The 23312-nt window shown below is 61.4% G+C and carries 28 protein-coding genes; 22 read left to right on the forward strand and 6 right to left on the reverse strand.

What is annotated here, in order from left to right; genetic code table 11:
• Window positions 1-16: 16 nt before the first annotated feature.
• From OX459_RS06080 to OX459_RS06135, 12 genes are all read left to right on the forward strand, one after another.
• Complete coding sequence (locus tag OX459_RS06080; protein WP_289904208.1) at window positions 17-796, forward strand: uracil-DNA glycosylase; 780 nt, start codon at window positions 17-19, stop codon at window positions 794-796.
• A 38-nt stretch (window positions 797-834) separates the two neighbouring features.
• On the forward strand, window positions 835-1386 hold the full coding sequence (locus OX459_RS06085) for an NADAR family protein (protein ID WP_251351403.1): 552 nt from the start codon (window positions 835-837) through the stop codon (window positions 1384-1386).
• Window positions 1387-1590: 204 nt separating this feature from the next.
• Window positions 1591-2067: a Fe-S cluster assembly transcriptional regulator IscR gene (iscR, locus tag OX459_RS06090; protein WP_065310626.1), complete on the forward strand. Its 477-nt coding sequence runs from the start codon at window positions 1591-1593 to the stop codon at window positions 2065-2067.
• Between the two features lie 70 nt (window positions 2068-2137).
• The gene (locus tag OX459_RS06095) at window positions 2138-3364 is read left to right on the forward strand and encodes an IscS subfamily cysteine desulfurase (RefSeq protein WP_289898886.1); all 1227 of its coding nucleotides are present in this window, start codon (window positions 2138-2140) and stop codon (window positions 3362-3364) included.
• Window positions 3365-3419: 55 nt separating this feature from the next.
• The gene (gene iscU / locus OX459_RS06100; protein WP_034750082.1) at window positions 3420-3806 is read left to right on the forward strand and encodes a Fe-S cluster assembly scaffold IscU; all 387 of its coding nucleotides are present in this window, start codon (window positions 3420-3422) and stop codon (window positions 3804-3806) included.
• A 157-nt stretch (window positions 3807-3963) separates the two neighbouring features.
• Complete coding sequence (gene iscA, locus OX459_RS06105; RefSeq protein WP_010399774.1) at window positions 3964-4284, forward strand: iron-sulfur cluster assembly protein IscA; 321 nt, start codon at window positions 3964-3966, stop codon at window positions 4282-4284.
• A gap of 66 nt (window positions 4285-4350) precedes the next feature.
• Window positions 4351-4866 (forward strand): Fe-S protein assembly co-chaperone HscB, encoded by a 516-nt coding sequence (hscB, locus tag OX459_RS06110; RefSeq protein ID WP_230520945.1) that lies wholly within the window; start codon window positions 4351-4353, stop codon window positions 4864-4866.
• A gap of 108 nt (window positions 4867-4974) precedes the next feature.
• Complete coding sequence (gene hscA / locus OX459_RS06115; protein ID WP_289904209.1) at window positions 4975-6855, forward strand: Fe-S protein assembly chaperone HscA; 1881 nt, start codon at window positions 4975-4977, stop codon at window positions 6853-6855.
• A gap of 71 nt (window positions 6856-6926) precedes the next feature.
• A complete protein-coding gene (gene fdx, locus OX459_RS06120; RefSeq protein ID WP_034750070.1) occupies window positions 6927-7268 on the forward strand; it encodes an ISC system 2Fe-2S type ferredoxin in 342 nt (113 codons plus the stop codon).
• Window position 7269: 1 nt separating this feature from the next.
• Window positions 7270-7464 carry a Fe-S cluster assembly protein IscX gene (iscX, locus tag OX459_RS06125; RefSeq protein WP_071076333.1) on the forward strand — a complete coding sequence of 65 codons (195 nt, stop codon included), beginning with the start codon at window positions 7270-7272 and terminating at the stop codon, window positions 7462-7464.
• On the forward strand, window positions 7451-8368 hold the full coding sequence (locus OX459_RS06130; protein WP_099667142.1) for an SAM-dependent methyltransferase: 918 nt from the start codon (window positions 7451-7453) through the stop codon (window positions 8366-8368). The genes iscX and OX459_RS06130 overlap by 14 nt, the downstream gene beginning before the upstream one ends.
• 99 nt (window positions 8369-8467) lie before the next feature.
• Entirely contained in the window at window positions 8468-9226 is a 759-nt protein-coding gene (locus OX459_RS06135) for an rRNA pseudouridine synthase (RefSeq protein ID WP_289904210.1), read from the forward strand.
• Here OX459_RS06135 and OX459_RS06140 read toward each other — a convergent pair.
• The 5 genes from OX459_RS06140 to OX459_RS06160 form a co-directional block, all read right to left on the reverse strand.
• Window positions 9223-9651 (reverse strand): group III truncated hemoglobin, encoded by a 429-nt coding sequence (locus OX459_RS06140; RefSeq protein ID WP_099667144.1) that lies wholly within the window; start codon window positions 9649-9651, stop codon window positions 9223-9225. The genes OX459_RS06135 and OX459_RS06140 overlap by 4 nt on opposite strands.
• A gap of 63 nt (window positions 9652-9714) precedes the next feature.
• Window positions 9715-10251 (reverse strand): RDD family protein, encoded by a 537-nt coding sequence (locus OX459_RS06145; RefSeq protein WP_289904212.1) that lies wholly within the window; start codon window positions 10249-10251, stop codon window positions 9715-9717.
• Window positions 10241-11017, reverse strand: coding sequence for a DUF3106 domain-containing protein (locus OX459_RS06150; RefSeq protein WP_289904213.1), 777 nt, complete (start codon window positions 11015-11017; stop codon window positions 10241-10243). Before OX459_RS06150 ends, OX459_RS06145 begins: the two co-directional genes overlap by 11 nt.
• Window positions 11017-11421 carry a DUF3619 family protein gene (locus tag OX459_RS06155; RefSeq protein ID WP_099667147.1) on the reverse strand — a complete coding sequence of 135 codons (405 nt, stop codon included), beginning with the start codon at window positions 11419-11421 and terminating at the stop codon, window positions 11017-11019. The genes OX459_RS06150 and OX459_RS06155 overlap by 1 nt, the downstream gene beginning before the upstream one ends.
• Entirely contained in the window at window positions 11418-11987 is a 570-nt protein-coding gene (locus tag OX459_RS06160; RefSeq protein ID WP_034779551.1) for an RNA polymerase sigma factor, read from the reverse strand. The genes OX459_RS06155 and OX459_RS06160 overlap by 4 nt, the downstream gene beginning before the upstream one ends.
• A 496-nt stretch (window positions 11988-12483) precedes the next feature.
• Between OX459_RS06160 and OX459_RS06165 the strand changes: the two genes are divergently transcribed.
• The 9 genes from OX459_RS06165 to OX459_RS06205 all read left to right on the forward strand — a co-directional run bounded on the left by OX459_RS06165 (window position 12484) and on the right by OX459_RS06205 (window position 22214).
• Window positions 12484-14214: an acetolactate synthase 3 catalytic subunit gene (locus OX459_RS06165; protein ID WP_099667148.1), complete on the forward strand. Its 1731-nt coding sequence runs from the start codon at window positions 12484-12486 to the stop codon at window positions 14212-14214.
• A gap of 2 nt (window positions 14215-14216) precedes the next feature.
• Window positions 14217-14708 carry an acetolactate synthase small subunit gene (gene ilvN / locus OX459_RS06170; RefSeq protein WP_010399754.1) on the forward strand — a complete coding sequence of 164 codons (492 nt, stop codon included), beginning with the start codon at window positions 14217-14219 and terminating at the stop codon, window positions 14706-14708.
• 74 nt (window positions 14709-14782) lie between these two features.
• A complete protein-coding gene (gene ilvC, locus OX459_RS06175; RefSeq protein WP_034750044.1) occupies window positions 14783-15799 on the forward strand; it encodes a ketol-acid reductoisomerase in 1017 nt (338 codons plus the stop codon).
• A 156-nt stretch (window positions 15800-15955) separates the two neighbouring features.
• Window positions 15956-16366, forward strand: a complete 411-nt coding sequence (locus OX459_RS06180; protein WP_099667149.1) for a hypothetical protein — start codon at window positions 15956-15958, stop codon at window positions 16364-16366.
• Window positions 16367-16554: 188 nt separating this feature from the next.
• Window positions 16555-17781, forward strand: a complete 1227-nt coding sequence (locus OX459_RS06185; RefSeq protein ID WP_289904824.1) for an MFS transporter — start codon at window positions 16555-16557, stop codon at window positions 17779-17781.
• A 206-nt stretch (window positions 17782-17987) separates the two neighbouring features.
• A complete protein-coding gene (locus tag OX459_RS06190) occupies window positions 17988-18743 on the forward strand; it encodes an SIMPL domain-containing protein (protein ID WP_251351414.1) in 756 nt (251 codons plus the stop codon).
• 101 nt (window positions 18744-18844) lie between these two features.
• A complete protein-coding gene (locus tag OX459_RS06195; RefSeq protein WP_289904216.1) occupies window positions 18845-19612 on the forward strand; it encodes an SIMPL domain-containing protein in 768 nt (255 codons plus the stop codon).
• Between the two features lie 157 nt (window positions 19613-19769).
• Window positions 19770-20621 carry a CDP-diacylglycerol--serine O-phosphatidyltransferase gene (gene pssA, locus OX459_RS06200; RefSeq protein WP_077407095.1) on the forward strand — a complete coding sequence of 284 codons (852 nt, stop codon included), beginning with the start codon at window positions 19770-19772 and terminating at the stop codon, window positions 20619-20621.
• Between the two features lie 48 nt (window positions 20622-20669).
• Window positions 20670-22214: a 2-isopropylmalate synthase gene (locus OX459_RS06205; protein WP_289904217.1), complete on the forward strand. Its 1545-nt coding sequence runs from the start codon at window positions 20670-20672 to the stop codon at window positions 22212-22214.
• Between the two features lie 131 nt (window positions 22215-22345).
• Here OX459_RS06205 and bamE read toward each other — a convergent pair whose 3' ends face one another.
• Window positions 22346-22843 (reverse strand): outer membrane protein assembly factor BamE, encoded by a 498-nt coding sequence (gene bamE / locus OX459_RS06210; RefSeq protein WP_289904218.1) that lies wholly within the window; start codon window positions 22841-22843, stop codon window positions 22346-22348.
• 185 nt (window positions 22844-23028) lie between these two features.
• On the opposite strand from bamE, the gene rpsO reads away from it, so the two are divergent.
• Window positions 23029-23298: a 30S ribosomal protein S15 gene (gene rpsO / locus OX459_RS06215; protein ID WP_010399743.1), complete on the forward strand. Its 270-nt coding sequence runs from the start codon at window positions 23029-23031 to the stop codon at window positions 23296-23298.
• Window positions 23299-23312 lie beyond the last annotated feature (14 nt).

Genomic DNA, 23312 nt, shown 5'->3' on the forward strand with positions numbered 1-23312 from the left:
AATACTTCACGTGCCCATGACCGCAACAACCGTTCCTGCCAGCATCAGCGATGCCCTGTCCCTGGCGCATGCTTCCTGGCGTCCCATCCTGCTGCGCGGCTTGCAGGCCGTGATGGCGGCCGATCCCGCCTACCTGCCGGCGCTGGCCGCCGACGATTACCTGCCCACGCAGGGCCGGCTGTTCGCCGCCTTCGCCCTGCCGCTGGCGCAGGTGCGCTACGTGCTGGTGGGCGAGGGGCCGTATCCGCGCGCCGACAGCGCCACGGGCGTGTGTTTCATGGATGGCGCCGTCGGCAGCCTGTGGTCGGCCACGGGCCTGTCGAAACCCGTCAACCGCGCCACGTCCTTGCGCAACTTCATGAAGATGCTGCTGGTGGCCGGTGGCCAGCTGCAGGGCGGCGATACGTCCGGCGCGGCCATGGCGCCCGTGGCAGCGGCCGCGCTGCAAGCCGACAGCGGCGTGATCCAGACCCTGCCCGACTTGCAGCGCAAGATGACGGAGCAGGGCTTTTTGCTGCTGAACGCGGCGCTGGTGTTCCGTTCCCACGTGCCGCCCGTGCAGGATGCGCGTGGCTGGCTGCCTTTCCTGCAGGTGGTGCTGGAAGCGCTGGCGCAGCCGGGCGGGGCGGTGCATCCGCAACTGGTGCTGTGGGGCAAGATCGCCGAGCTGATCAAACGTCTGCCGGTGGCGACATCCTTGCCGCAGGTGACGGCGGAACATCCGTATAATCTGTCCTTTATCGGCAATCGTGACATGCAGGCCTTGTTTGGCCCGATGCAACTATTGCGTGCTTGAGCTTGAATCATCGCCTGTCTGGCGGAAGTGCGGGGAATATGCAAATCAGTAACGTGGAAGAATTGAAGGCGTGGATCGCGGCGGGCGGCGTGCCCGACTATCTGTATTTCTGGGGGCACACGCCGGCGCAGCCGCAGGTGCCCGACAAAAGCTGCTTCAGCCAGTGGTTTCCGTCGCCGTTCAGCCTGGCCGGCGTGACGTATGCGACGGCCGAGCATTACATGATGGCGCAAAAGGCGGCCCTGTTTGGCGACACGGCGGTGCAGGCGCGCATCGTGGCGGCCGAGCGGCCGTCGGAAGTGAAGAAGCTGGGACGTGAAGTGGCGAACTTCGACGCCAGGGTGTGGGAAGCGGCGCGCGCCGGCATCGTTTTCGATGGCAACTTTGCCAAGTTCTCGCAAAAGGCTGCGCTGCGCAAGTTTTTGCTGGGCACGGGCGAGCGCGTCATCGTCGAAGCCAGTCCCGTCGACCGGATATGGGGCGTGGGCCTGGCGTCGGACAATCCGCGCATCCTGGACCCCGCCCGCTGGGACGGCTTGAACCTGCTGGGGTTTGAACTGATGAAAGTGCGGACCGCTTTGCGGGGCTGAGAACGCCCTGCGATTTCCCGACTGTTGTTTTCCTGATGCCGCCGCGCCTGGCGCGGCCGGCCATGCCCCTTCCAGCCCTGTGGTCATCGAGGGGCGCTCTGACAAACCCCGCCGAATTTGTTATACTTGACTAAATCATTCAACTACTCGGGGTTTGAGGAGTTGAAAAGCCGCAATATTTTAAACCAGTTGACCAGAGGATGTATGCGTCTGACTACAAAAGGCCGTTTTGCCGTGACAGCGATGATCGATCTTGCCCTGCGCCAGGGCAAGGGACCGGTCACCTTGTCCGGTATCAGCCAGCGCCAGTCGATTTCCCTGTCCTACCTGGAGCAGCTGTTCGGCAAGCTGCGCCGGCATGAGATCGTCGAATCGATCCGCGGCCCAGGCGGCGGTTACAGCCTGGCGCGCCGCGCCGACAAGGTGACGGTGGCCGACATCATCATCGCCGTCGACGAACCGCTGGACGCCACGCAGTGCGGCGGCAAGGAACATTGCCACGGCGCCGACGCGGCCACGGGCGCGCGCTGCATGACGCATGAATTGTGGTCCACACTCAACGAAAAAATGGTCGATTATCTGGATTCTGTGTCCTTGCAGGACCTGGTCGACCAGCAGAGACAAAAGAATGCCGAGCAAAGCGTGATGGTGATGCACCGTAACCACGCCGCCCTCGGTTGATAATGACAAAAATACCAGTTGCTGATTGCAGGAGTTATTGATGAACGCCCCAGAAAAAAACGTAGGCCAAGTGCACTTTGAAACCGCACCGCATTTCCCGATCTACATGGATTACTCGGCCACGACGCCGATCGATCCACGCGTCGCCGACAAGATGATTCCCTACCTGCGCGAGCAGTTCGGCAATCCGGCATCGCGCAGCCACATGTACGGCTGGACGGCGGAAAAAGCCGTGGAAGAGGCACGCGGCCACGTGGCGGCCCTGGTGAACGCGGATCCGCGCGAAATCATCTGGACGTCCGGCGCAACGGAAAGCAACAACCTGGCCATCAAGGGCGCGGCGCAGTTCTACAAGACCAAGGGCAAGCACATCATCACCGTCAAGACCGAGCACAAATCGGTGCTGGACACGGTGCGCGAACTGGAACGCATCGGCTTTGAAGCGACCTACCTGGAACCGCAGGACAACGGCCTGATCACCGTCGAGCAGCTGGCCGCGGCCGTGCGCCCGGACACCATCCTCGTGTCGGTGATGCTGGTGAACAACGAAATCGGCGTGATCCAGCCGATCGACGAGATCGGCGTATTCTGCCGCTCGAAAGGCATCATCTTCCATTGCGACGCCGCGCAAGCGACGGGCAAGGTCGTCATCGACCTGCAAAAGACCAAGGTCGACCTGATGACCTTCACGGCGCACAAAACCTACGGCCCGAAAGGCGTGGGCGCCCTGTACGTATGCCGCAAGCCGCGCGTGCGCCTGGAAGCGCAGATGCACGGTGGCGGCCATGAGCGCGGCCTGCGTTCGGGCACCCTGCCGACGCACCAGATCGTCGGCATGGGCGAAGCGTTCCGCATCGCCAAGGAAGAGATGGACAGCGAAATCGGCCGCATCCAGGCCTTGCGCGACCGCCTGGCCAAGGGCTTGCAGGAGATCGAAGAAGTCTACATCAACGGCGACATGGAGCACCGCGTGCCGCACAACCTGAACGTCAGCTTCAACTACGTCGAAGGCGAGTCGCTGATCATGGCGATCAAGGATATCGCCGTGTCGTCCGGTTCGGCCTGCACCTCGGCCAGCCTGGAGCCATCGTACGTGCTGCGCGCCCTGGGCCGCAGCGACGAACTGGCGCACAGCTCGATCCGCTTCACCATCGGCCGCTTCTCGACCGAGGAAGACATCGACTTCGCCGTGAACCTGCTGAAATCGAAAGTACACAAGCTGCGCGACCTGTCGCCGCTGTGGGACATGTTTAAAGATGGCATCGATATCAATTCGATCCAATGGGCTGCCCACTAACCAATACCCTGGCCCTGTTGGACAGGGCCGGCAAGAATATTTAAGGAGCATCAAAATGGCTTACTCGGACAAAGTACTCGATCACTACGAAAACCCGCGCAACGTGGGCGCTTTCGACAAGGGTGATGAAACCATCGGCACCGGCATGGTAGGCGCGCCTGCCTGCGGCGACGTGATGAAACTGCAGATCAAGGTCGGCGCCGACGGCCTGATCGAAGATGCGAAATTCAAGACCTACGGCTGCGGTTCGGCCATCGCCTCGAGCTCGCTGGTGACCGAATGGGTGAAAGGCAAGACCCTGGACCAGGCGCTGGCCATCAAGAATACGCAGATCGCCGAAGAGCTGGCCCTGCCGCCAGTGAAGATCCACTGCTCCATCCTGGCGGAAGACGCCATCAAGGCGGCAGTGCTGGACTATCAGACCCGCCATCCGGCCGCGTAGAGCACCTGAGAAAACGCCCATGGCTGCGTTGCATTGCCTTGTCGTACTAGTCGTACTGCCTGCGGCAATGCGCCTTGCCCTGAACGTTTTTCAGGCACTCTAGAATTTGTTGGATTTTGATACCTGTTCCCATGTGGGAACAGGAGCGGAGAAATACATGATCACACTGACCGAAAAAGCGGCGAAACACATCAACCGTTATATCGAACGGCGGGGCAAGGGCATGGGCTTGCGCTTTGGCGTGCGCACCACGGGCTGCTCGGGCCTGGCCTACAAGCTCGAATATGTCGATGAAGTGGCGGCCGAAGACAGCGTCTTCGAATCGCACGGCGTGAAAGTCTTCGTCGACCCGAAAAGCTTGCCTTACATCGACGGCACGGAACTCGATTTCGCGCGCGAAGGCTTGAACGAAGGCTTCAAGTTCCACAATCCGAACGAAAAAGACGCCTGCGGCTGCGGCGAGTCCTTCAGGATTTAAACAGCTGGCAAGACCCCGGTCGGTGCGCTGTACCCATCGATTGCGGTACAGCGACCACTGACCATTATGCAAAACCACTTCGAATTATTCCAGTTGCCGGCGCAGTTCTCGCTCGACATGAGCGCGCTCGACGCGGCCTACCGCGACGTGCAGGGCAAGGTCCATCCGGACCGCTTCATCAATGCCAGCAGCGCTGAAAAGCGCGTGGCGATGCAATGGGCCACGCGCGCCAATGAAGCCTATCAAACCCTGAAAAGCCCGCAAAAACGCGCGCAATACCTGTGCGAACTCAATGGCGTCGACCTGCAGACGGAGTCGAACACGGCCATGCCCGTCAGTTTCCTGATGCAGCAGATGGAATGGCGCGAAGAACTGGGCGACGCCCGTGCCGGCAAGGATGCCGACGCGCTCGACGCCCTGGACCGCCAGCTGCGCGGCGAACGCAAGGCCTTGCTGGCCCAGGTGGCGGCCCAGCTGGACGCGGCCGACTACGCGAATGCCGCGCAAAGCGTGCGCGCCCTGATGTTCCTCGACAAATTCGGCGAGGAAGTCCGTTTTGCCTATGAGGCCATCGAGGCTTGACCAGGCGATCGCTTGACCGGCGTGCCAAGCGCCAGTCTGGCCCGCGACTTATAATGCGCGTCAGGCATCAACTGCATCACGCAAAAAATTAATCGAGGCACGAATACAATGGCACTTCTGCAAATTTCCGAACCAGGCATGTCGACCGCGCCGCACCAGCACCGCCTGGCCGTCGGCATCGACCTTGGCACCACCAATTCCCTGGTCGCCACCGTCCGCAACAGCATTCCCGAGGTGCTCAACGACGAAGACGGGCGCTCCCTGCTGCCCTCCGTCGTGCGCTACCTGCCGAACGGCCACGCGAACATCGGCTACAAGGCCCTGGCTGCGCAAACCACCGACCCGAAGAACACCATCGTTTCCGTGAAACGCTTCATGGGCCGCGGCCTGGCCGACATCGCCTATGCGGAAAACCTGCCCTACGATTTCCAGGACACGCCTGGCATGGTGCAGCTGAAAACCGTGGCCGGCGTGAAAAGCCCCGTCGAAGTGTCGGCACAGATCCTCGCCACCCTGCGCCAGCGCGCGGAAGATTCGCTCGGCGACGACCTGGTGGGCGCCGTGATTACTGTACCAGCGTATTTCGACGATGCACAGCGGCAAGCCACGAAAGATGCGGCGCAATTGGCCGGCATCAATGTCTTGCGCCTGCTGAGCGAGCCGACGGCCGCCGCCATCGCGTATGGCCTCGATAACGCGTCCGAAGGCGTGTACGCCGTGTATGACCTGGGCGGCGGCACCTTCGACATCTCGATCTTGAAATTGAGCAAGGGCGTGTTCGAAGTGCTGTCCACGGGCGGCGACTCGGCCCTGGGCGGCGACGATTTCGACCGCCGCCTGTTCTGCTGGATCAGCGAGCACGCCAAGCTGGCGCCGCTGTCGGACGAAGACACGGCCATCCTGATGGTGAAGGCGCGCGAGATCAAGGAATTGCTGTCGACTAAGTCGGAAACGACGATCGACGCCAAGCTGAACTCGGGCGAAGAAATCCATCTGCGCATCACGGCAGCCGACTTTGCCGCCATGACGCAGCACCTGGTCGTGAAAACCATGAACGCCATCAAGAAAGCCTTGCGCGACGCGAACGTGGATGCGGACGACGTCGACGGCGTGGTGATGGTGGGCGGCGCCACGCGCATGCCGCACGTGCAGCGCGCCGTGAGCGAATTCTTCCACACGACGCCGCACGCGAACATCGACCCCGACAAAGTGGTGGCGCTGGGCGCGGCCATCCAGGCGAACTTGCTGGCAGGCAACCGCGCCGCCGGAGACGACTGGCTGCTGCTGGACGTGATCCCGCTGTCGCTGGGTATCGAAACGATGGGCGGCCTGGTGGAAAAGATCATCCCCCGCAATTCGACGATACCGTGCGCGCGCGCCCAGGAATTCACGACATTCAAGGATGGCCAGACGGCCCTGGCCGTGCACGTGCTGCAGGGCGAGCGTGAACTGGTCAGCGATTGCCGTTCCCTGGCGCGCTTCGAGCTGCGCGGCATTCCGCCGATGGTGGCGGGCGCCGCGCGCATCCGCATCACGTATCAGGTCGATGCGGACGGCTTGCTGTCCGTGTCGGCGCGCGAGCTGCGCTCGGGCGTGGAAGCGTCGATCAGCGTCAAGCCGGCCTACGGCCTGGGCGACGACGACATCGCCCGCATGCTGCAGGATTCGTACACCTCGGCCGACGTCGACATGGTGGCGCGCGCGCTGCGCGAAGAGCAGGTGGAAGCGGAACGCATCCTGCTGGCCACGCAGTCGGCGCTCGATGAAGACGGCGGCTTGCTCGATGCAGACGAACGCGCAGCCGTCGACGGCCTGATGAACAAGGTGCGTGACGCCATTGCGCAATCGCAAAGCGGCGCCATCGATCACCAGGCCCTGAAGCTGGCGATCGAGGCGCTGGCCGACGGCACCGAGGATTTCGCCTCGCGCCGCATGGACCGCAGCGTGCGCACGGCCTTGACGGGTAAATCCCTGGACCAGGTCGTATAAAACCAATTGAACAGCGCGCCGCAGGCACTCGCTACGGCCGCGCTCCGAATGACAGACTGAAAGAAGACACCATGCCACAAATCGTTATCCTGCCGCACGCCAAGCTTTGCCCGGACGGCGCCGTCATCGAAGCCCCTGCCGGCAAGTCCATCTGCGACATCCTGCTGGAAAACGACATCGACATCGAGCACGCCTGCGAAAAGTCGTGCGCCTGCACCACCTGCCACGTGCTGGTGCGTGAAGGCATCGAATCGCTGAACGAAGCGACGGAACTGGAAGAAGACATGCTGGACAAGGCCTGGGGCCTGGAAGCCGTGTCGCGCCTGTCGTGCCAGTCCATCGTGGCCGAGGCCGACCTCGTCGTCGAAATCCCGAAATACACGATCAACCAGGTCAGCGAAGGCAGCCACTAACATGAAATGGTCCGACATTCACGCGATCGCCGAGGCGCTGTACGATGCGCATCCGGACATCGATCCCCTGACCGTGCGTTTCACTGACCTGCACAACTGGGTGGTGGAACTGGACGGCTTCGACGATGACCACACGCGCGGCGGCGAAAAAGTGCTCGAAGCGATACAGATGGCGTGGATCGATGAAGCGCGCTAAGGGCGCGGCAGCCGCCGCCACCGCAGTCGCCGCGCCGAAAGACGTCATCACCGCCGCCAGCAACATGCCCGAGATCAAGGATGGCCAGTCGGTCGCCTTGCTGCAGGAATTGCACATCCTGACGCGCGACGGCAAGATGAACCAGGACAGCCGCCGCAAGTTGAAACAGGTGTATCACCTGACGCAATTCATCGAGCCGCTGCTGCGCGAAGTGCAGCTCGACCACCCTGGCGTGTCGCTGGTCGATCACGGTGCCGGCAAGTCCTACCTGGGCTTCATCTTGTACGACCTGTTCTTCAAGAACGGCAACGACGGTTCGCACATCTACGGCATCGAGACGCGCGAAGAACTGGTGCAGCGTTCGCAGGAGCTGGCGAAGAAATTCAAGTTCCCCGGCATGTCGTTTTTGCCGCTGTCCGTGGCCGAATCGACGGAATCGACCTTGCTGCCGCAGCAGATCGACATCGTCACGGCCTTGCACGCGTGCAATACTGCCACCGACGACGCCATCCATTTCGCCTTGAAGAAAAAGGCGAAATTCATGGTGCTGGTGCCATGTTGCCAGGCTGAAGTCGCCTCCGTATTGAAGAAGAACAAGGGCAAGAGCCTGGGCAAGAATGTCTTGACGGAATTGTGGCGCCACCCGCTGCATACGCGCGAATTCGGCAGCCAGATCACCAACGTGCTGCGTTGCCTGCAGCTGGAAGCGCATGGCTACCAGGTCAGCGTGACGGAACTGGTGGGCTGGGAGCATTCGATGAAGAATGAACTGATCATCGCCAGCTACAAGAACTTGCCGCGCCAGCGTCCGACGGAACGCTTGCAGGAAGTGTTGCAAACCCTGGGCCTGGAAGAGATGGGGCACCGCTTCTTTGCCGAAGAGCTGGCCAAGGCGGGCGCGTAAAGTATCCGCAGGGCAAAGTATCCGCAAGGGCAAACGAGGGGAGGAGCGGGTCGGTTACAATACCGGCTTTCTCCTCCTCTTGCTTTTTGCGCCTCCTCCATGACCACACCTATTGAAATGCCCACCGTCCGCCTGGCCAAGCGCCTGTCTGAAGACGTGCCCTGTTCGCGCCGCGAGGCCGAGCTGTATATCGAGGGCGGCTGGGTGACGGTCGACGGCGTGCTGGTGGAAGAGTCGGGCGCGCGCGTGGCCGACAATCAAACGGTGGTGCTGTTGCCGAACGCGACGCTGGAAGAAATGCCGCCCGTAACGATTCTGCTGCACAAGCCGGCCGGCATCAACGGCGGCATCGGCGCGGAAGGCAAGCCAGCCTTGAGCTGTTTGCGTCCCGAAGAGATCTTCACGCCGGAAAACGTGGCGCCCAGTTCCGTCACGCGCTTCCTCAAGCGCCACCTGATCGGCCTGACCATCACCAATCCGCTCGACACCATGGCGTCCGGCTTGCTGGTATTCACGCAGGATTTCCGCGTCGCCCGCAAGCTGGTCGACGAAGCGAAAACGGTGGAGCAGGAATTCATCGTGGAAGTGGCCGGCAGCATCATGGAAAACGGCCTGGCGCTGCTCAATCACGGCTTGCCCTTCAATGGCAAGCCTTTGCCGCCGATCAAGGTCAGCTGGCAAAATGAAACGCGTTTGCGTTTCGCCCTGAAAAACGTGCAGCCGGGCCAGATCGCCCACATGTGCAAGATGGTGGGGCTGGACGTCGTCGCCATGAAGCGCTTGCGCATCGGTCGCATCCCGATGGGCGCCATGCCGTCAGGTCAGTGGCGCTACCTGCAGGGTTACGAACGCTTCTAAAGCTGCGGCGCCACGATGGAATGGCTTTCTGCAAAGCTTTTCCATAGCCGTTCGGCAATATTCAAGGCGATGGTGTCGGCCTTCTCTTGCAAGGCCGCATTGCCCATGCTCTCCGTCGTGGCGAAGAACAGGGTCAGCCAGCGGCGGAACATGCAGGGCGTGAGGTGTTCCATTTGCGCATGCTGGGCCAGCGGCTTGCCGTGGTAGCGCATGGTGCCGCGCAGCAAGCCTGACCAGAAATCGACCAGTGTGGCCAGGTGGGCATCCCAATCCTTGACCTCGGCGGCAAAGATGGGGCCCAGCATGGCATCGTCGCGCGCGGCCGCATAAAAGGTGTGGACGAGATGCTTGACTTCGTCTTCGCTGCAGACTTCCTCGCGGTAGGGAGCGAAGCGTGTGTGGGGGAGGGGGGCAGTAGTATTCATGGCATGCCATGATCGCAGAGCCCCCGTGGCGCTTCAATGACCCAGGTCAAGCCGCGTAAAAACTCAGGCGGCGACTTTCTTCGGCTTCTTCGCGGGAGCCGGCAATTGCACGATGTGCGTGCCCGCCAGCTTGTCGTGCAGAAATTGTCCATTGCCCGTGAACAGGGCCGTGCTGGACCACGCCAGGATGCCGACACCGATGGCGCCCAGGGCCGTCCAGTGCTGCAAGTCCAGCAGATACGACACCAGCAGGGCAGGCAGCAGCCACATCCACGACAGCACATAGCGGTACGCGGCCACGCGCAACGGCACGTGGGCGTGGCCCGGCAGCACGACTTTCAGGCGCCACGTCTTCATGGCCAGGGTTTGCCCTTCGCGGCTCCATTGATGGATGAAATACGCACCCATGACGAGGAAGGCCAGGCACTGGCGCATGTGTTCCGTCAACGGCGTATGCGCGCCTTGCACGGCCAGCTCGAACAGCAGGAAGGGCAGGAACAGCACGGCCAGGGCCAGCAGCGACTCGTACACCATGGAAATCAGGCGGCGCTTGATCGTGGGATGGGAAGTGAGGCTGGCGGCAGGCGTGCTATTTGGCATTGGTTGGCAGTGGGGCAGGCGTAATAGATGGCGTAACAGATGGCGTGACGGGCACGGTGGCGGGGGCCACGGCGGGATCGCTCGGCACGGCCGTCGCTGCGGGCGCGGGCGGCAGGACGGGCGCGGCGGCCGCAGGCGCTGCCGGCGTGGCGGGCAGCAGGATCGGGGCCGGCTTGCTCGTATTCGAATTGATCGCGGGCACTTTTTCCAGCGGCTTTTTCGGCACGAGTTCCGTCGCCAGCTTTTTCTTTTGATCTTCCGGCAATTGCTGGTACTGCTCCCATTGCGCGGTTTTTTGACCAGGATCAATCTTCTTCGTGCGCGTATAGTTTTCGCGCACGAGACGGCGCTGTTCCGGCGTCAGCTTGATCCATTCGCGCATGCGTTCATGCACGCGGGTTTGCTCGTCCGGCGTCATGGAGGCGAAACGGCTGGCAATATCGAGCCATTTCTGCTTGCGCAAGGCTTCCAGCTTGTTCCATTCGCTCGCCAGCGGCTGCAGTGCTTCCTGCTGCGCGCGCGACAACTTGTTCCACGAGGGATTCTCACCCGTCTTCGGCGGCGTACCGCCCTTGCCGGCCGTGCGGGGCGAACCGGGCTTGGCTGTCGAGGCCGGCGCGGGCGCCACCACGGGTGCGGCTGCCACGGGAGGAGCGGCGGGCGCGGCATGTTGCTGCGCGCCAACCCAGGCGGCGCCGGCCAGGGCGCAGGCACCCAGGCCGATGCCGCCGGCCAGCCAGCCTTTGCGTACGCTTGAGCGTGTCATTATTGCTCGCGTTTCGTCAGGTAGGCGTTGAAGCCATGGTCCATGTAGGCGGAAAGCGGCAATTCGTCCGACAGCACGGCGGCGTCGATTTCTGCCAGTTCGGCAATATGTTGTTCTTGCTCAAACTGATAGATGCCCACCATGCCGCCGACCAGCAGCAGCAGGGGGATGATCACGCTCATGCGGCCCAGCCACGACAGCGGCTCGACAAACAGGCTGCTGGCCACGCCGGCGAACACATTCTGGCGCACGGCGACGGCGGCGGGCGCGTCCGCCTTCTTGCGCGACAGGGCCAGCTTGCGTGCCGCTGCCAGGCGATCGGTGGCCGATGCGGGCAGGTCGTCGAGTTTTTCGTTCAGTGCATGGCGCACTTTGTAAGCGAAATTGAGATCGTCGGTGTTCATAATTTAATTCCCTTGGCTTTCAGCGATTCGGCGAGCGTGTGGGTAGCTCTAGAGCAATGTGTTTTCACGCTACCTTCGGAGCAACCCATCGCTTCCGCTGTTTCAGCCACATCCATGTCCTGCCAATAACGCATGAGGAAGGCTTCGCGTTGACGTGACGGCAGTTTTTGTACCTCTGCATCAATCAAATCAAGGATTTGCGCGCGTTCGACCTGGTCGGCCGACGATTCGGCGGCGCTGGAGCCCTGTTCCGATTCATAAGTGTCAAGTATATCAAAATCTTCATGCTCGTCGCCCGAGGGCTTCATGCCGGAAAACAGGCTGACCCAGGTGTTGCGTACTTTTTCGCGGCGGAAGTAATCGAGGATGGTGTTTTGCAGGATGCGCTGGAATAGCATCGGCAGCTCGGCGGCCGGCTTGTCGCCGTATTTCTCGGCCAGCTTGATCATGGCGTCCTGCACGATGTCGAGTGCCGATTCTTCCTTGCGGACCGCGTAGGCGGCTTGCTTGAAGGCGCGCCGCTCGACATTTTCTAGAAAGTCGGATAATTCTTTGTCTGTTGCCATGCGGTATGGGGGATCTTAGCGGCTGCGGGTGCGGTGGGCGAAATGGGGGCGGGTATGCTTTTTGCAACCCCGTGCATGCTAGCAAAAAATGTGCGTTTCCGCAGAGTTTTTGCACTCCGTGCGCGCAAAATGGCCTTTCGGCTGACATTTTCCTTGACCATAATGGTGCGACGCGATACCGTATAGGACGCTTTGAACACCCCAAAGCCCTATGGTCAGGTCGCGACCGGCACACAAGGCCATCCGCGGCAAGACGCGCTTTCATTTGTAGGCAGTTTGTTCTAACCCGCGCCACAAGCGCGAGCGGTTCGTACAGGCGCCACAGAAACTCCGGCCAAACGAGTTGCGTTAAGCGTTGTTTTGTAAGGTATCTATGGGTGCCCAAAGAAATTGCGTGACCGCATGAAAAGGGAAGCAGGAGCACTGTCGCGCACAGCGAACTTCGTCAGGAAAGAACATCCGATCAATCTCCAATGGACCTTGAAAGGAATGTTTCATGAATACCGAAGCAGCAGCAGGACCAATTACGGGCGCAGAAATTGTCGTGCGCTGTCTGGCTGAAGAGGGCGTCGAGCACGTCTTTGGATACCCGGGCGGAGCCGTACTCTACATCTACGACGCCATCTTCCAGCAAAACAAATTCCAGCATATCCTGGTACGCCACGAGCAGGCCGCGATCCACGCCGCCGATGCCTATTCGCGCAGCTCGAACAAGGTCGGTGTCGCCATCGTCACGTCCGGTCCGGGCGTCACGAATGCCGTCACGGGCTTGTCCACCGCGTACATGGACTCGATTCCCATGGTGGTGATCTCCGGCCAGGTGCCGAGCCACGCCATCGGGCAGGATGCGTTCCAGGAATGCGACACGGTCGGCATCACGCGCCCCGTCGTCAAGCACAACTTCCTCGTCAAGGACGTCAAGGACCTGGCAGCGACGATCAAGAAAGCCTTCTTCATCGCCCGTACCGGCCGTCCGGGACCCGTGCTGGTCGATATCCCCAAGGATATCAGCATGCACAAATGCCATTTCGACTATCCGAAGGAAGTCGAGATGCGTTCCTACCGTCCCGTCGACAAGGGCCACTCGGGCCAGATCCGCAAGGCCGTGCAGCTGTTGCTGCAAGCCGAACGCCCGATGATCTACACGGGCGGCGGCGTGATCCTGGCGAACGCCTCGGCCGAGCTGAACAAGCTGGTCGACCGTCTGGGTTTCCCTTGCACCAACACCTTGATGGGCCTGGGCGGCTACCGCGCCTCGAGCGAGCAGTATGTCGGCATGCCCGGCATGCACGGCACCTATGAAGCGAACATGGCGATGCAGAATTGCGACGTCCTGATCGCCATCGGCGCCCGTTTCGACGACCGCGTGATCGGCAACCCGAAACATTTCGCCTCGCATCCGCGCAAGATCATCCACGTGGACATCGATCCCTCGTCGATTTCCAAGCGCGTCAAGGTCGATATCCCCATCGTCGGCAACGTCAAGGACGTGCTGATCGAGTTCCTCGCGCAACTCGATGCGGCCGAAGCCAAGCCGAACGTCAATGCCTTGAGCAACTGGTGGAAGCAGATCGCCGAATGGCGCGGCCGCGAATGCCTGAAGTACCCGACTTCGGATCTCGTCATCAAGCCGCAATCGGTGGTGGAAAAGGTGTTCCAGATCACCAAGGGCGATGCCTTCATCACGTCCGACGTGGGCCAGCACCAGATGTGGGCTGCGCAATACTATGGTTTCGACAAGCCGCGCCGCTGGATCAATTCCGGCGGCCTGGGCACCATGGGTGTCGGCTTGCCGTACGCCATGGGCGTGCAGATGGCCAACCCGGACGCCACCGTTGCCTGCATCACGGGTGAAGGTTCGATCCAGATGTGCATCCAGGAATTGGCGACGTGCAAGCAATATCACTTGACGCCAAAGATCATCATGCTCAACAACCGTTTCCTCGGCATGGTGCGCCAGTGGCAGGAAATCGATTACGGTTCGCGCTATTCCGAGTCGTACATGGATTCGCTGCCCGACTTCGAGAAGCTGGCCGAGGCATATGGCCACGTGGGCATGAAAATTGAAAAACCGGGCGACGTTGACGGCGCCCTGAAAGAGGCGTTCGGCATGAAAGACAGGCTGGTATTCATGAACTTCATTACTGACCAGTCCGAAAACGTGTGGCCCATGGTGAAAGCCGGCAAAGGCCTGTCCGAAATGATGCTCGGCTCGGAGGACCTCTAATCATGCGCCATATTATTTCTGTCTTGCTGGAAAACGAAGCGGGCGCCCTGTCGCGCGTGGTGGGCCTGTTCTCGGCACGCGGTTACAACATCGAAACGTTGACCGTGGCGCCGACGGAAGACTCGACCCTGTCGCGCATGACCATCGTCACCAGCGGCTCGGACGACATCATCGAGCAGATCACCAAGCACTTGAACCGCCTCATCGAAGTGGTGAAGGTGGTGGACCTGACCGAAGGCCAGCATATCGAACGCGAGTTGATGCTGATCAAGGTTCGTGCCGTGGGCAAGGAGCGCGAGGAAATGAAGCGCACCGCCGATATCTTCCGTGGCCGCATCATCGATGTCACCGAAAAGACGTACACGATCGAACTGACCGGCAACAAGGTCAAGCTCGACGCGTTCATCGATTCGATCGACCGCGCCGCCATCCTGGAAACCGTCCGCACGGGTGGTTCCGGCATCGGCCGCGGCGAACGCATCCTCAAAGTATAAAAATACAAGCAGCTCTACGCGGCCCTGGCGCCGCATTTAAAACAACAACGCATCATCAAATTATAGGAAATACCATGAAAGTTTTTTACGACAAAGACGCTGACCTCTCCTTGATCAAAGGCAAAAACGTTGCCATCATCGGCTACGGTTCGCAAGGCCACGCGCACGCGCAAAACCTGAACGATTCGGGCGTCAACGTCACCGTCGGCCTGCGCAAGGGCGGCGCGTCGTGGACCAAGGTCGAGCAAGCGGGCTTGAAAGTAGCGGAAGTCAACGACGCCGTGAAAGCGGCCGACGTCATCATGATCCTGTTGCCGGATGAAAACATCGCCCAGGTCTACAACGAAAACATCGCCCCGTTCGCCAAACAAGGCGCCGTGCTGGCCTTCGCCCACGGCTTCAACGTGCATTACGGCCAAGTCGTGCCACGCGCCGACCTGGACGTGATCATGGTCGCGCCGAAGGCCCCGGGCCACACCGTGCGCGCCACCTACACCCAGGGCGGCGGCGTGCCCCACCTGATCGCCGTGTACCAGGACAAATCGGGCATCGCCCGCGATATCGCCCTGTCGTACGCGTCGGCCAACGGCGGCGGCCGTGCCGGCATCATCGAAACGAATTTCCGTGAAGAAACCGAAACGGATCTGTTCGGTGAGCAAGCCGTGCTGTGCGGCGGCGCCGTGGAACTGATCAAGGCTGGCTTCGAAACCCTGACGGAAGCCGGTTACGCGCCTGAAATGGCGTATTTCGAGTGCTTGCACGAACTGAAACTGATCGTCGACCTGATCTATGAAGGTGGCATCGCCAACATGAATTACTCGATCTCGAACAACGCCGAATACGGCGAATACGTGACCGGTCCTAAAGTCGTGACGTCGGCCACCAAGGATGCGATGCGTCAATGCCTGAAAGACATTCAAACGGGCGAATACGCGAAGAGCTTCATCTTGGAAAACAAGGCAGGCGCACCGACCCTGATCTCGCGCCGTCGTCTGACGTCCGAACACCAGATCGAAGAAGTGGGTGCGAAACTGCGCGCCATGATGCCTTGGATCGCGAAAAACAAGATGGTCGACCAGTCGAAAAACTAAGCATTTTTTGCTGATTCACCATAAAAAAGCCGGCGCAAGCCGGCTTTTTTATGTGCGCCGGCGCCTGGCAGGCAACATCCGTTACAATCAGGCCCATTCAACAATACCGTCAGCCTCATGCTTGTTTTTTCTAAAGTTTTTGTCGGGAATCTTCATGTGGTCAAGCGACCCGTCGCGGTTGCCGTCAGCTGCTGGTTTCTGGTCATCGGCTCGCTGTTGGCGCTGGTGTCGGCTTTCCTCGGCCGCCACGACCCCGCCATGCTGGCCGCAATGGGGGACGGCGTGATTCCCGCCGAAGTGCAATACGCGATTTTGCTCTTCAGCCAGGGCATCACCCTGGTGGCAGCGCTGGCCATGCTGCAACGGCAGCGTGGCGCGCGCACGGTGTATCTGGTGTGGGGCGTGATCGACATTGCGCTCTGCCTGGCGACCTTGCCGGTCAAGATGGACGTCCTGCCTGGCGCGCTCATGTTCGCCGTCATCTGCGCCTTCCTGTACAGTCCGAAATCGAATGCCTGGTTTTCGCCACGCAAGGCGGCCAATGATGCCTGCATGACGCCAGCCTGAGCACGGCTATTTCCCTGCGCACGCCGTCGCGGCGTTTGCGCTACAATTCCGCCCTTCCTTTGCAGTTTCATATCGCTGCATCTGTTTCGGTATCTGCCGACCGCAACGCGCATTACCGCTATTTGATAGCACGCCAGGCTCGTTGAAGCGCTGCCTGCGCAACCCGAGGTATCCACATGACTGACCGTATGACCGCCGCCGTGCCTGTTTCAGGCCCTGCCGGCACTGCCATTTCCCGACGCTTTCCGCTGGCCGCCTTGCTGGCGCTGGCGATGACCAGCTTTATCGCCATCCTGGCCGAAACCTTGCCCGCCGGCCTGTTGCCGCAGATTTCGCAGGGCCTCGGCATTTCCGAAGTCATGACGGGTCAGCTCGTCACGGTGTTTGCGATCGGCTCCATCCTGACCGCCATCCCCCTGACCGCCATGACCAGCGGCTGGCGTCGCCGCAAGGTGCTGTTGCTGGCCGTCGGCGGCTTCCTGGTCTTCAATACCATGACGGCGCTGGCGCCCAATTACATGGTGGCGCTGGCTTCGCGCTTCCTGGCCGGCATGGCCGCCGGGCTGGCCTGGGGCTTGATGGCCGGCTATGCGCGCCGCATGGTCAGCGTGGAGCAGCAGGGCAGGGCGATGGCCATCGCCATGATCGGCACGCCGCTGGCCCTGTCGCTGGGCGTGCCGCTGGGCACCCTGATGGGCGGCGTGCTGGGCTGGCGCAGCATCTTCGGCATCATGTCCGGCCTGGCCGTGGTCCTGGTCGCCTGGATACTGGTGGCCGTGCCCGATTATCCGGGCCAAAAGAATGGCGAACGGCTGTCGATCCGCCAGGTGTTCATGACGCCGGGCGTGCGGCCGATCCTGGCGGTGATCGTCGCCTGGATGCTGGCTCATAACATTCTGTATACCTATATCGCGCCGTTCCTGGCGCCGTCCGGCTTGCGTCCCCGCATCGACCTGGTGCTGCTCGTGTATGGCGTGGGCTCGCTGGCCGGCATCTGGCTGGTCAGCCAGCTGATCGACCGCTGGCTGCGCCCGCTCGTGCTGGGCTGCCTCGCCGCGTTGGCCTGCGTGGTGGTGGCGCTGGGCCTGGCGATGGACTCGCCGGCCGTCATCTATGTCAGCATGGCCATCTGGGGCGTCACCTTTGGCGGCGCCGGCACTTTGCTGCAGACGGCGTCGGCCGACGCGGCCGGCGACGGCATGGATGTGGCGCAGGCGATGGTGGCGACCATCTGGAACGTGGCCATCGCGGGCGGCGGCCTGGCGGGCGGCGTGCTGCTGGACGGCTATGGCGCGGCCTCGTTCCCCTGGGCCATGCTGGGCTTGCTGCTGGTGGCGCTGACCATCGCCTGGCGCGCGCGGCGTTACAGTTTCAAGCCGGGCCGGCGCAGCGGCGGCCCGGTGGCAGGTCACTGATAACATTGTTATTTTGAATGACAGTGTGTTGAAATGTGAGCAGATGTGACTGGCAAGCACATTTTGTGACGATTTGTTAATTTGCGCCACAGGAATGAATGAGGCGTTAGAATCTACACAGTTTGACAAGTTTCTCAAGCGAAAGGCGTGGCAACAGCCACCCCTTTCGCGGGCTGTCAGCCATATTAACTACCTAGGAGTACCCCATGACCGTGATGAAATCCGTCCTTGTTGCCGCCGCTGCCACCGTTGCCCTGAGCGCACAAGCCCAATCCCTGCCGACCAACGGCACCCTGGTGGTCGTACCCGCGTTTGGCGAAGTCAAGCATGTCAATGACCAGGTGGTCGCTACCCTGGCCGTCGAAGAACAGGACAAGGACAAGGCAGCCGCCGCGTCGCGAGTCAACCAGAAGATGAACAAGGGCATCGCCATCGTCAAGCAGGCCGATCCTTCTGCCGCGCTGAAATCGTACGGCTATTACACCTATCCCGTGTATCCGGAAGAGCGCCCATTGCCAGCCGGCGCCGTGGCCAAGCCACGTTTGCCGACGGCCTGGCGCGTGGGCCAGTACCTGGAAGTGACGACGGCGAATCTGGCGACCCTGCCAAAAACCGTGTCGGCGGCGCAAGGCGTGCTGACCCTGAATGGCTTGAATTTCGGCCTGAAGCCGGAAACCATCCGCCTGCTGGACGACCAGCGCATCGCCGCCACGTATAAAAACCTGAACGAGCGCGTCGCCGCCATCGCCAAGGCCATGGGCCGCAACGTTGCCGACGCCGTGCTCGATACGGTGGACTTCGAAGGTTCGGGCAACTATGTCACCGAAAACCGTGCTGCCGCCGCACCGATGATGATGCGCAGCGCCAAGATGGCTGAAGACAGCACCGTCGCCGAACCGAGCTTCGAGCCGGGCGAAACGACGCTCGACATGCGTGTCGTCGGCAAGGTCAAGTTCAAGTAAGTGCATTAGCGTGGAAATAATTCCGCGTTAGACTGTTTTAAAAATCATGGGGCTGTTGGCCCCATGGTCGTTTTTGCCCCATTATTTTTCAGGAGAACACCATGACCGTCATGAAAACCATGCTGGCCGCCGCTGTCGTTACCGCCGCCGCTACCGTTGCCCTGGGCGCACAAGCCCAGGCCTTGCCCACTTCCGGCACCCTCGTGGTGGTGCCCGCGAATGGCGAAGTCGTGCATGCGAATGACCAGGTGACCGTCACCCTGGCCATCGAAGAGCAGGACAAGGACAAGGCCGCCGCCGCCTCGCGCGTGAACCAGAAGATGAACCAGGGCGCCGCCATCGTCAAGAAAGCCGATCCGCAAGCCGTGCTGAAGACCCAGGGCTACTACACGTATGCCGTGTACCCGGAAACGGCGCCGCTGCCGCCAGGCGTCGCCGCCAAGCCGCGCGTGCCGACGGGCTGGAGAGTGGGCCAATACCTGCAGGTCACGACGACCAACCTGGCCACCTTGCCGAAAACCGTTTCCGCGGCGCAAGGCGTGCTGACCCTGAACCGCCTGAACTTCGGCCTGGCGCCCGCCACCATCCGCAAGCTCGACGACCAGCGCATCGCCGCTGCCTACAGGAACCTGAACGAACGCGTGGCCGCCATCGCCGGCGCCATGGGCCGCAACGTCAATGACGCCGTGATCGACACCATCGATTTCGAAGGCTCTGGCAATTACGCGCAGCGCGTCAGCGTGGCCGGCGCGCGCAACATGAGTGCCGACGCCATGGGCTATGGCGGCAATCAGGTGGCCGAGCCGAGCTTCGAGCCAGGCGAAACGACCCTCAACATGGGCCTGGTGGCGAAGGTCAAGTTCAAATAAGGCTAGCTTCGGGATCAATATTGTCAGCTTGACGCCGCTACGCTTTTCTTTGGCGGTAGCTCCTCTATAATGGCAATATCGGCGGGCGCATGGCGAGACAGTCATGCGCCCGCCATCTGGCACCGATTCCCCCGCAGTACACAAGATATGGAACAACATGGCAAACTTCCCCCGTCGTAGAGGCAAGAACGGCACCCCCGCAGCATCCAAAGCGTCCCGCTTCAGCAAATTCGTGCGCCAGCCGGTGACCGATGGCACTGGCAAGAAAACCTTGCGCCGCCGCGGCATCTATCTGTTGCCGAACGCCTTCACGACGGCAGCCCTGTTTTGCGGTTTCTACGCCATCGTCATGGCCATGAACCAGAAATTCGAACACGCGGCCTGGGCCATCTTCATCGCCATGATCCTCGACGGCCTCGACGGCCGCATCGCGCGCCTGACGAATACGCAGAGCGAATTCGGCGCCCAGTACGACAGCCTGTCCGACATGGTGTCGTTCGGCGCCGCCCCGGCGCTGGTGATCTACGAATGGTCGCTGCGCGGCATGGGCAAGCTGGGCTGGCTGGCCGCCTTCGTGTATTGCGCCGGCGCGGCCTTGCGCCTGGCCCGTTTCAACACGAATATCGCCGTGGTCGACAAGCGCTTCTTCCAGGGCTTGCCCAGCCCGGCGGCGGCCGCCATGGTGGCCGGCTTCATCCTGTTGATGAACGACCTGGAATTTGCCGGCAACCAGCTGGCCTGGGTGTCGTGGGCGATCGCCCTGTTTTCCGGCCTGACCATGGTCACCAACGTGCCGTTCTACAGCTTCAAGGATGTGAATTTCCGCAAGTCCGTGCCGTTCATCGTGGTATTCCTGCTGGCATTGTTCTTTGCGCTCATCTCCATCGACCCGCCGAAAGTGCTGTTCCCGATTTTCGTCGCCTATGGCCTGTCCGGCTACGCCGTGTTCTTCTGGCGCATGGCGAAGGGCAAGCCCGTCAGCATTATCCAGACCGACCCCGAGCATTGATGCGCTGAGTCGGTAGCGTCGCCAGTCTTCAGCCAGCCAGGAGCAGCCATGAGCACCAGCAACCGACTCATCATTTTTGACACCACCTTGCGCGACGGCGAGCAATCGCCGGGCGCCTCCATGACGCGCGAGGAAAAGCTGCGCATCGCCAAGCAACTCGAGCGCCTGAAGGTCGACGTGATCGAAGCGGGCTTCGCCGCCGCCTCGCAAGGCGACTTCGAGTCGATACGGGCGATAGCCGGCGCCGTGCGCGAGTCCACCATCTGCTCGCTGTCGCGCGCCAACGACCGCGACATCGCCCGCGCCGCCGAAGCGCTGGCGCCGGCCGAGCGCAAGCGCATCCACACTTTCATTGCCACGTCGCCCCTGCACATGCAGATGAAGCTGCGCATGACGCCAGAGCAAGTGCTTACGCAAGCGCAAAACGCCGTGCGCTACGCGCGCCAGTTCACGGACGACATCGAATTCAGCCCCGAAGACGGCAGCCGCTCCGACGAGGATTTCCTGTGCCGCGTGCTGGAAGCCGTGATCGCCGAGGGCGCCACCACCATCAATTTCCCCGATACGGTGGGTTACGCCGTGCCGGAGATCTTCGGCGCCACCATCCGCCGCTTGCGCGAACGCATCCCGAACGCCGATAAAGCCATCTGGTCTGTCCATTGTCATAACGACCTAGGCCTGGCTGTGGCCAATTCGCTGGCCGGCGTCATGATAGGCGGTGCGCGGCAGATCGAATGCACGATCAATGGCCTGGGCGAGCGGGCCGGCAACACGGCGCTGGAAGAGGTGGTGATGGCGCTGCGCACGCGCGCCGCCTATTACAACTTGACGGTGGGTATCGACACGACGCAAATCGTGGCGGCATCCAAGATGGTGTCGCAAATCACGGGCTTTGCCGTGCAGCCGAACAAGGCCGTCGTCGGCGCGAACGCCTTCGCGCACGCGTCCGGCATCCACCAGGACGGCATCTTGAAGGCGCGCGAGACGTATGAAATCATGCGCGCCGAAGACGTGGGCTGGACGGCCAACAAGATCGTGCTGGGAAAACTGTCGGGCCGCAACGCCTTCAAGCAGCGGCTGCATGAGCTGGGCATCGCGCTGGAATCGGAAGCGGACATCAATGCCGCCTTCATCCGTTTCAAGGAGTTGGCGGACCGGAAATCCGAGATTTTCGACGAAGACATCATGGCCCTCGTCAGCGAGGAACAGCAGGCGCAGGAGAGTGAGCACTACCGTTTCATTTCACTGACGCAGCAGTCGACGACGGGCGCCGTGCCCCATGCGCGCGTGGAATTCCTCGTCGGCGGCAAGCAACTGAGCTGCGAAGGGCGGGGCGACGGCCCCGTCGACGCCACCGTCAACGCCATCGAAAGCGCGGCCGCCAGTGGCGCGGAGCTGGTCTTGTTCTCCGTCAATGCCATCAGCACGGGCACGCAGTCGCAGGGCGAAGTCACCATGCGCCTGTCGCGCGACGGGCGCATCGTCAACGGCGTGGGCGCCGATCCGGACATCATCGTCGCGTCGGCCAAGGCGTATCTGTCGGCGCTGAATAAACTGCATGCCAAGGATGAGCGTATCGACCCGCAGCCGTAAGTCGGGGTCAGACCCGCCGGGTCTGACCCCAGAATTTGATGCTCACCGTACCAGAGTACGGTTGCGCTTCTTAGCCACCTCTCTCTTCCGCTCGCTACGGTTTTATCAGGCGTTGTTGCACAGGTAATGAATCAGCGGAAAAACCGCCGCTCCTCCTTGGCCGGATCGGGTCCGTTCATCATCATGCGCACGATGCCGTCGTGGTCGAAGTGCACGTGCATCATGGAATCCCACACGCCCGATTCCTTGTAGCGGTAAGACCAGACGTGCAGTTTCGGCAGCGACAGATACGAGATTTCCGTCGGGCGGCCCAGGGTGTGCAGCACGTCTTGCTGGGTCGATACGCCCACCTTGATGCGGGCAAAGCCCGGCGTGTCGAGCACTTGCTCGTAGGAAATGAGCTTGTCGTCTGGGCCGAAGCGGGCCATGTACGTGTACTGGCCATAGGGGCCCGTCGCGTATTCCAGTTCCGCGCCCGTGGGCAGCTGGTAGATGTTGCTTGGCCGGCCCAGGCGCGCTTCCACGGCGGCGCGCGGCTCGCCCGGCTGCGGCGGCGGGACGTTCCAGCTGGCGCAGCCGGCCAGGACGGCGAACAGCATGGGTGTTGCTAATTTGAGCAGATTTTTCATGTTTGACCTCCTGAAATGCAGGAAAACCCTATCATGCACCGAGAAAAGCGCGCACGGCAGGATACAGGCGGGCATTTTTCCGATATACTTGCGCGTCTGGTTGGCAGCATAGGCCAGTATTTCAATCATCGTAGTTCACGGTGGATAGGGTTCAGACTCTGTGCACCGCATGTGAAAGGTTTATCATGACAGTAGAAAACATCAACAAAGCCGCTATCATCGCGGACAACGCACGTGGTCAAAACGACACCGGCTCCCCTGAAGTGCAAGTTGCACTGCTGACAGCTCGCATCAACGAACTGAACGGCCACTTCAAAGCCCACTCGAAAGATCACCACTCCCGCCGCGGCCTGATCATGATGGTCAACCGTCGTAAGAGCCTGTTGTCCTACCTGAAGGCTAAAGACGCTACCCGTTATCGCGACCTGATCGCTAAACTTGGTCTGCGCAAGTAATTTTTGCCGTACAA

Source organism: Janthinobacterium sp. SUN026 (genome assembly GCF_030397625.1).
Taxonomy (GTDB): Bacteria; Pseudomonadota; Gammaproteobacteria; order Burkholderiales; family Burkholderiaceae_D; genus Janthinobacterium; species Janthinobacterium kumbetense.

Bases quoted from the DNA above. Each gene is read 5' to 3' on its own strand.
- OX459_RS06150 (WP_289904213.1), bottom strand. From the start codon at position 11,017: ATGACACGCTCAAGCGTACGCAAAGGCTGGCTGGCCGGCGGCATCGGC.
- OX459_RS06145 (WP_289904212.1), bottom strand. From the start codon at position 10,251: ATGCCAAATAGCACGCCTGCCGCCAGCCTCACTTCCCATCCCACGATC.
- OX459_RS06080 (WP_289904208.1), top strand. From the start codon at position 17: ATGACCGCAACAACCGTTCCTGCCAGCATCAGCGATGCCCTGTCCCTG.
- hscA (WP_289904209.1), top strand. From the start codon at position 4,975: ATGGCACTTCTGCAAATTTCCGAACCAGGCATGTCGACCGCGCCGCAC.
- ilvN (WP_010399754.1), top strand. From the start codon at position 14,217: ATGCGCCATATTATTTCTGTCTTGCTGGAAAACGAAGCGGGCGCCCTG.
- iscU (WP_034750082.1), top strand. From the start codon at position 3,420: ATGGCTTACTCGGACAAAGTACTCGATCACTACGAAAACCCGCGCAAC.
- OX459_RS06195 (WP_289904216.1), top strand. From the start codon at position 18,845: ATGACCGTCATGAAAACCATGCTGGCCGCCGCTGTCGTTACCGCCGCC.
- bamE (WP_289904218.1), bottom strand. From the start codon at position 22,843: ATGAAAAATCTGCTCAAATTAGCAACACCCATGCTGTTCGCCGTCCTG.
- iscR (WP_065310626.1), top strand. From the start codon at position 1,591: ATGCGTCTGACTACAAAAGGCCGTTTTGCCGTGACAGCGATGATCGAT.
- pssA (WP_077407095.1), top strand. From the start codon at position 19,770: ATGGCAAACTTCCCCCGTCGTAGAGGCAAGAACGGCACCCCCGCAGCA.
- OX459_RS06205 (WP_289904217.1), top strand. From the start codon at position 20,670: ATGAGCACCAGCAACCGACTCATCATTTTTGACACCACCTTGCGCGAC.
- rpsO (WP_010399743.1), top strand. From the start codon at position 23,029: ATGACAGTAGAAAACATCAACAAAGCCGCTATCATCGCGGACAACGCA.
- OX459_RS06185 (WP_289904824.1), top strand. From the start codon at position 16,555: ATGACCGCCGCCGTGCCTGTTTCAGGCCCTGCCGGCACTGCCATTTCC.
- OX459_RS06085 (WP_251351403.1), top strand. From the start codon at position 835: ATGCAAATCAGTAACGTGGAAGAATTGAAGGCGTGGATCGCGGCGGGC.
- OX459_RS06140 (WP_099667144.1), bottom strand. From the start codon at position 9,651: ATGAATACTACTGCCCCCCTCCCCCACACACGCTTCGCTCCCTACCGC.
- OX459_RS06130 (WP_099667142.1), top strand. From the start codon at position 7,451: ATGAAGCGCGCTAAGGGCGCGGCAGCCGCCGCCACCGCAGTCGCCGCG.
- OX459_RS06190 (WP_251351414.1), top strand. From the start codon at position 17,988: ATGACCGTGATGAAATCCGTCCTTGTTGCCGCCGCTGCCACCGTTGCC.
- fdx (WP_034750070.1), top strand. From the start codon at position 6,927: ATGCCACAAATCGTTATCCTGCCGCACGCCAAGCTTTGCCCGGACGGC.
- ilvC (WP_034750044.1), top strand. From the start codon at position 14,783: ATGAAAGTTTTTTACGACAAAGACGCTGACCTCTCCTTGATCAAAGGC.
- OX459_RS06135 (WP_289904210.1), top strand. From the start codon at position 8,468: ATGACCACACCTATTGAAATGCCCACCGTCCGCCTGGCCAAGCGCCTG.
- iscA (WP_010399774.1), top strand. From the start codon at position 3,964: ATGATCACACTGACCGAAAAAGCGGCGAAACACATCAACCGTTATATC.
- iscX (WP_071076333.1), top strand. From the start codon at position 7,270: ATGAAATGGTCCGACATTCACGCGATCGCCGAGGCGCTGTACGATGCG.
- OX459_RS06155 (WP_099667147.1), bottom strand. From the start codon at position 11,421: ATGAACACCGACGATCTCAATTTCGCTTACAAAGTGCGCCATGCACTG.
- hscB (WP_230520945.1), top strand. From the start codon at position 4,351: ATGCAAAACCACTTCGAATTATTCCAGTTGCCGGCGCAGTTCTCGCTC.
- OX459_RS06165 (WP_099667148.1), top strand. From the start codon at position 12,484: ATGAATACCGAAGCAGCAGCAGGACCAATTACGGGCGCAGAAATTGTC.
- OX459_RS06160 (WP_034779551.1), bottom strand. From the start codon at position 11,987: ATGGCAACAGACAAAGAATTATCCGACTTTCTAGAAAATGTCGAGCGG.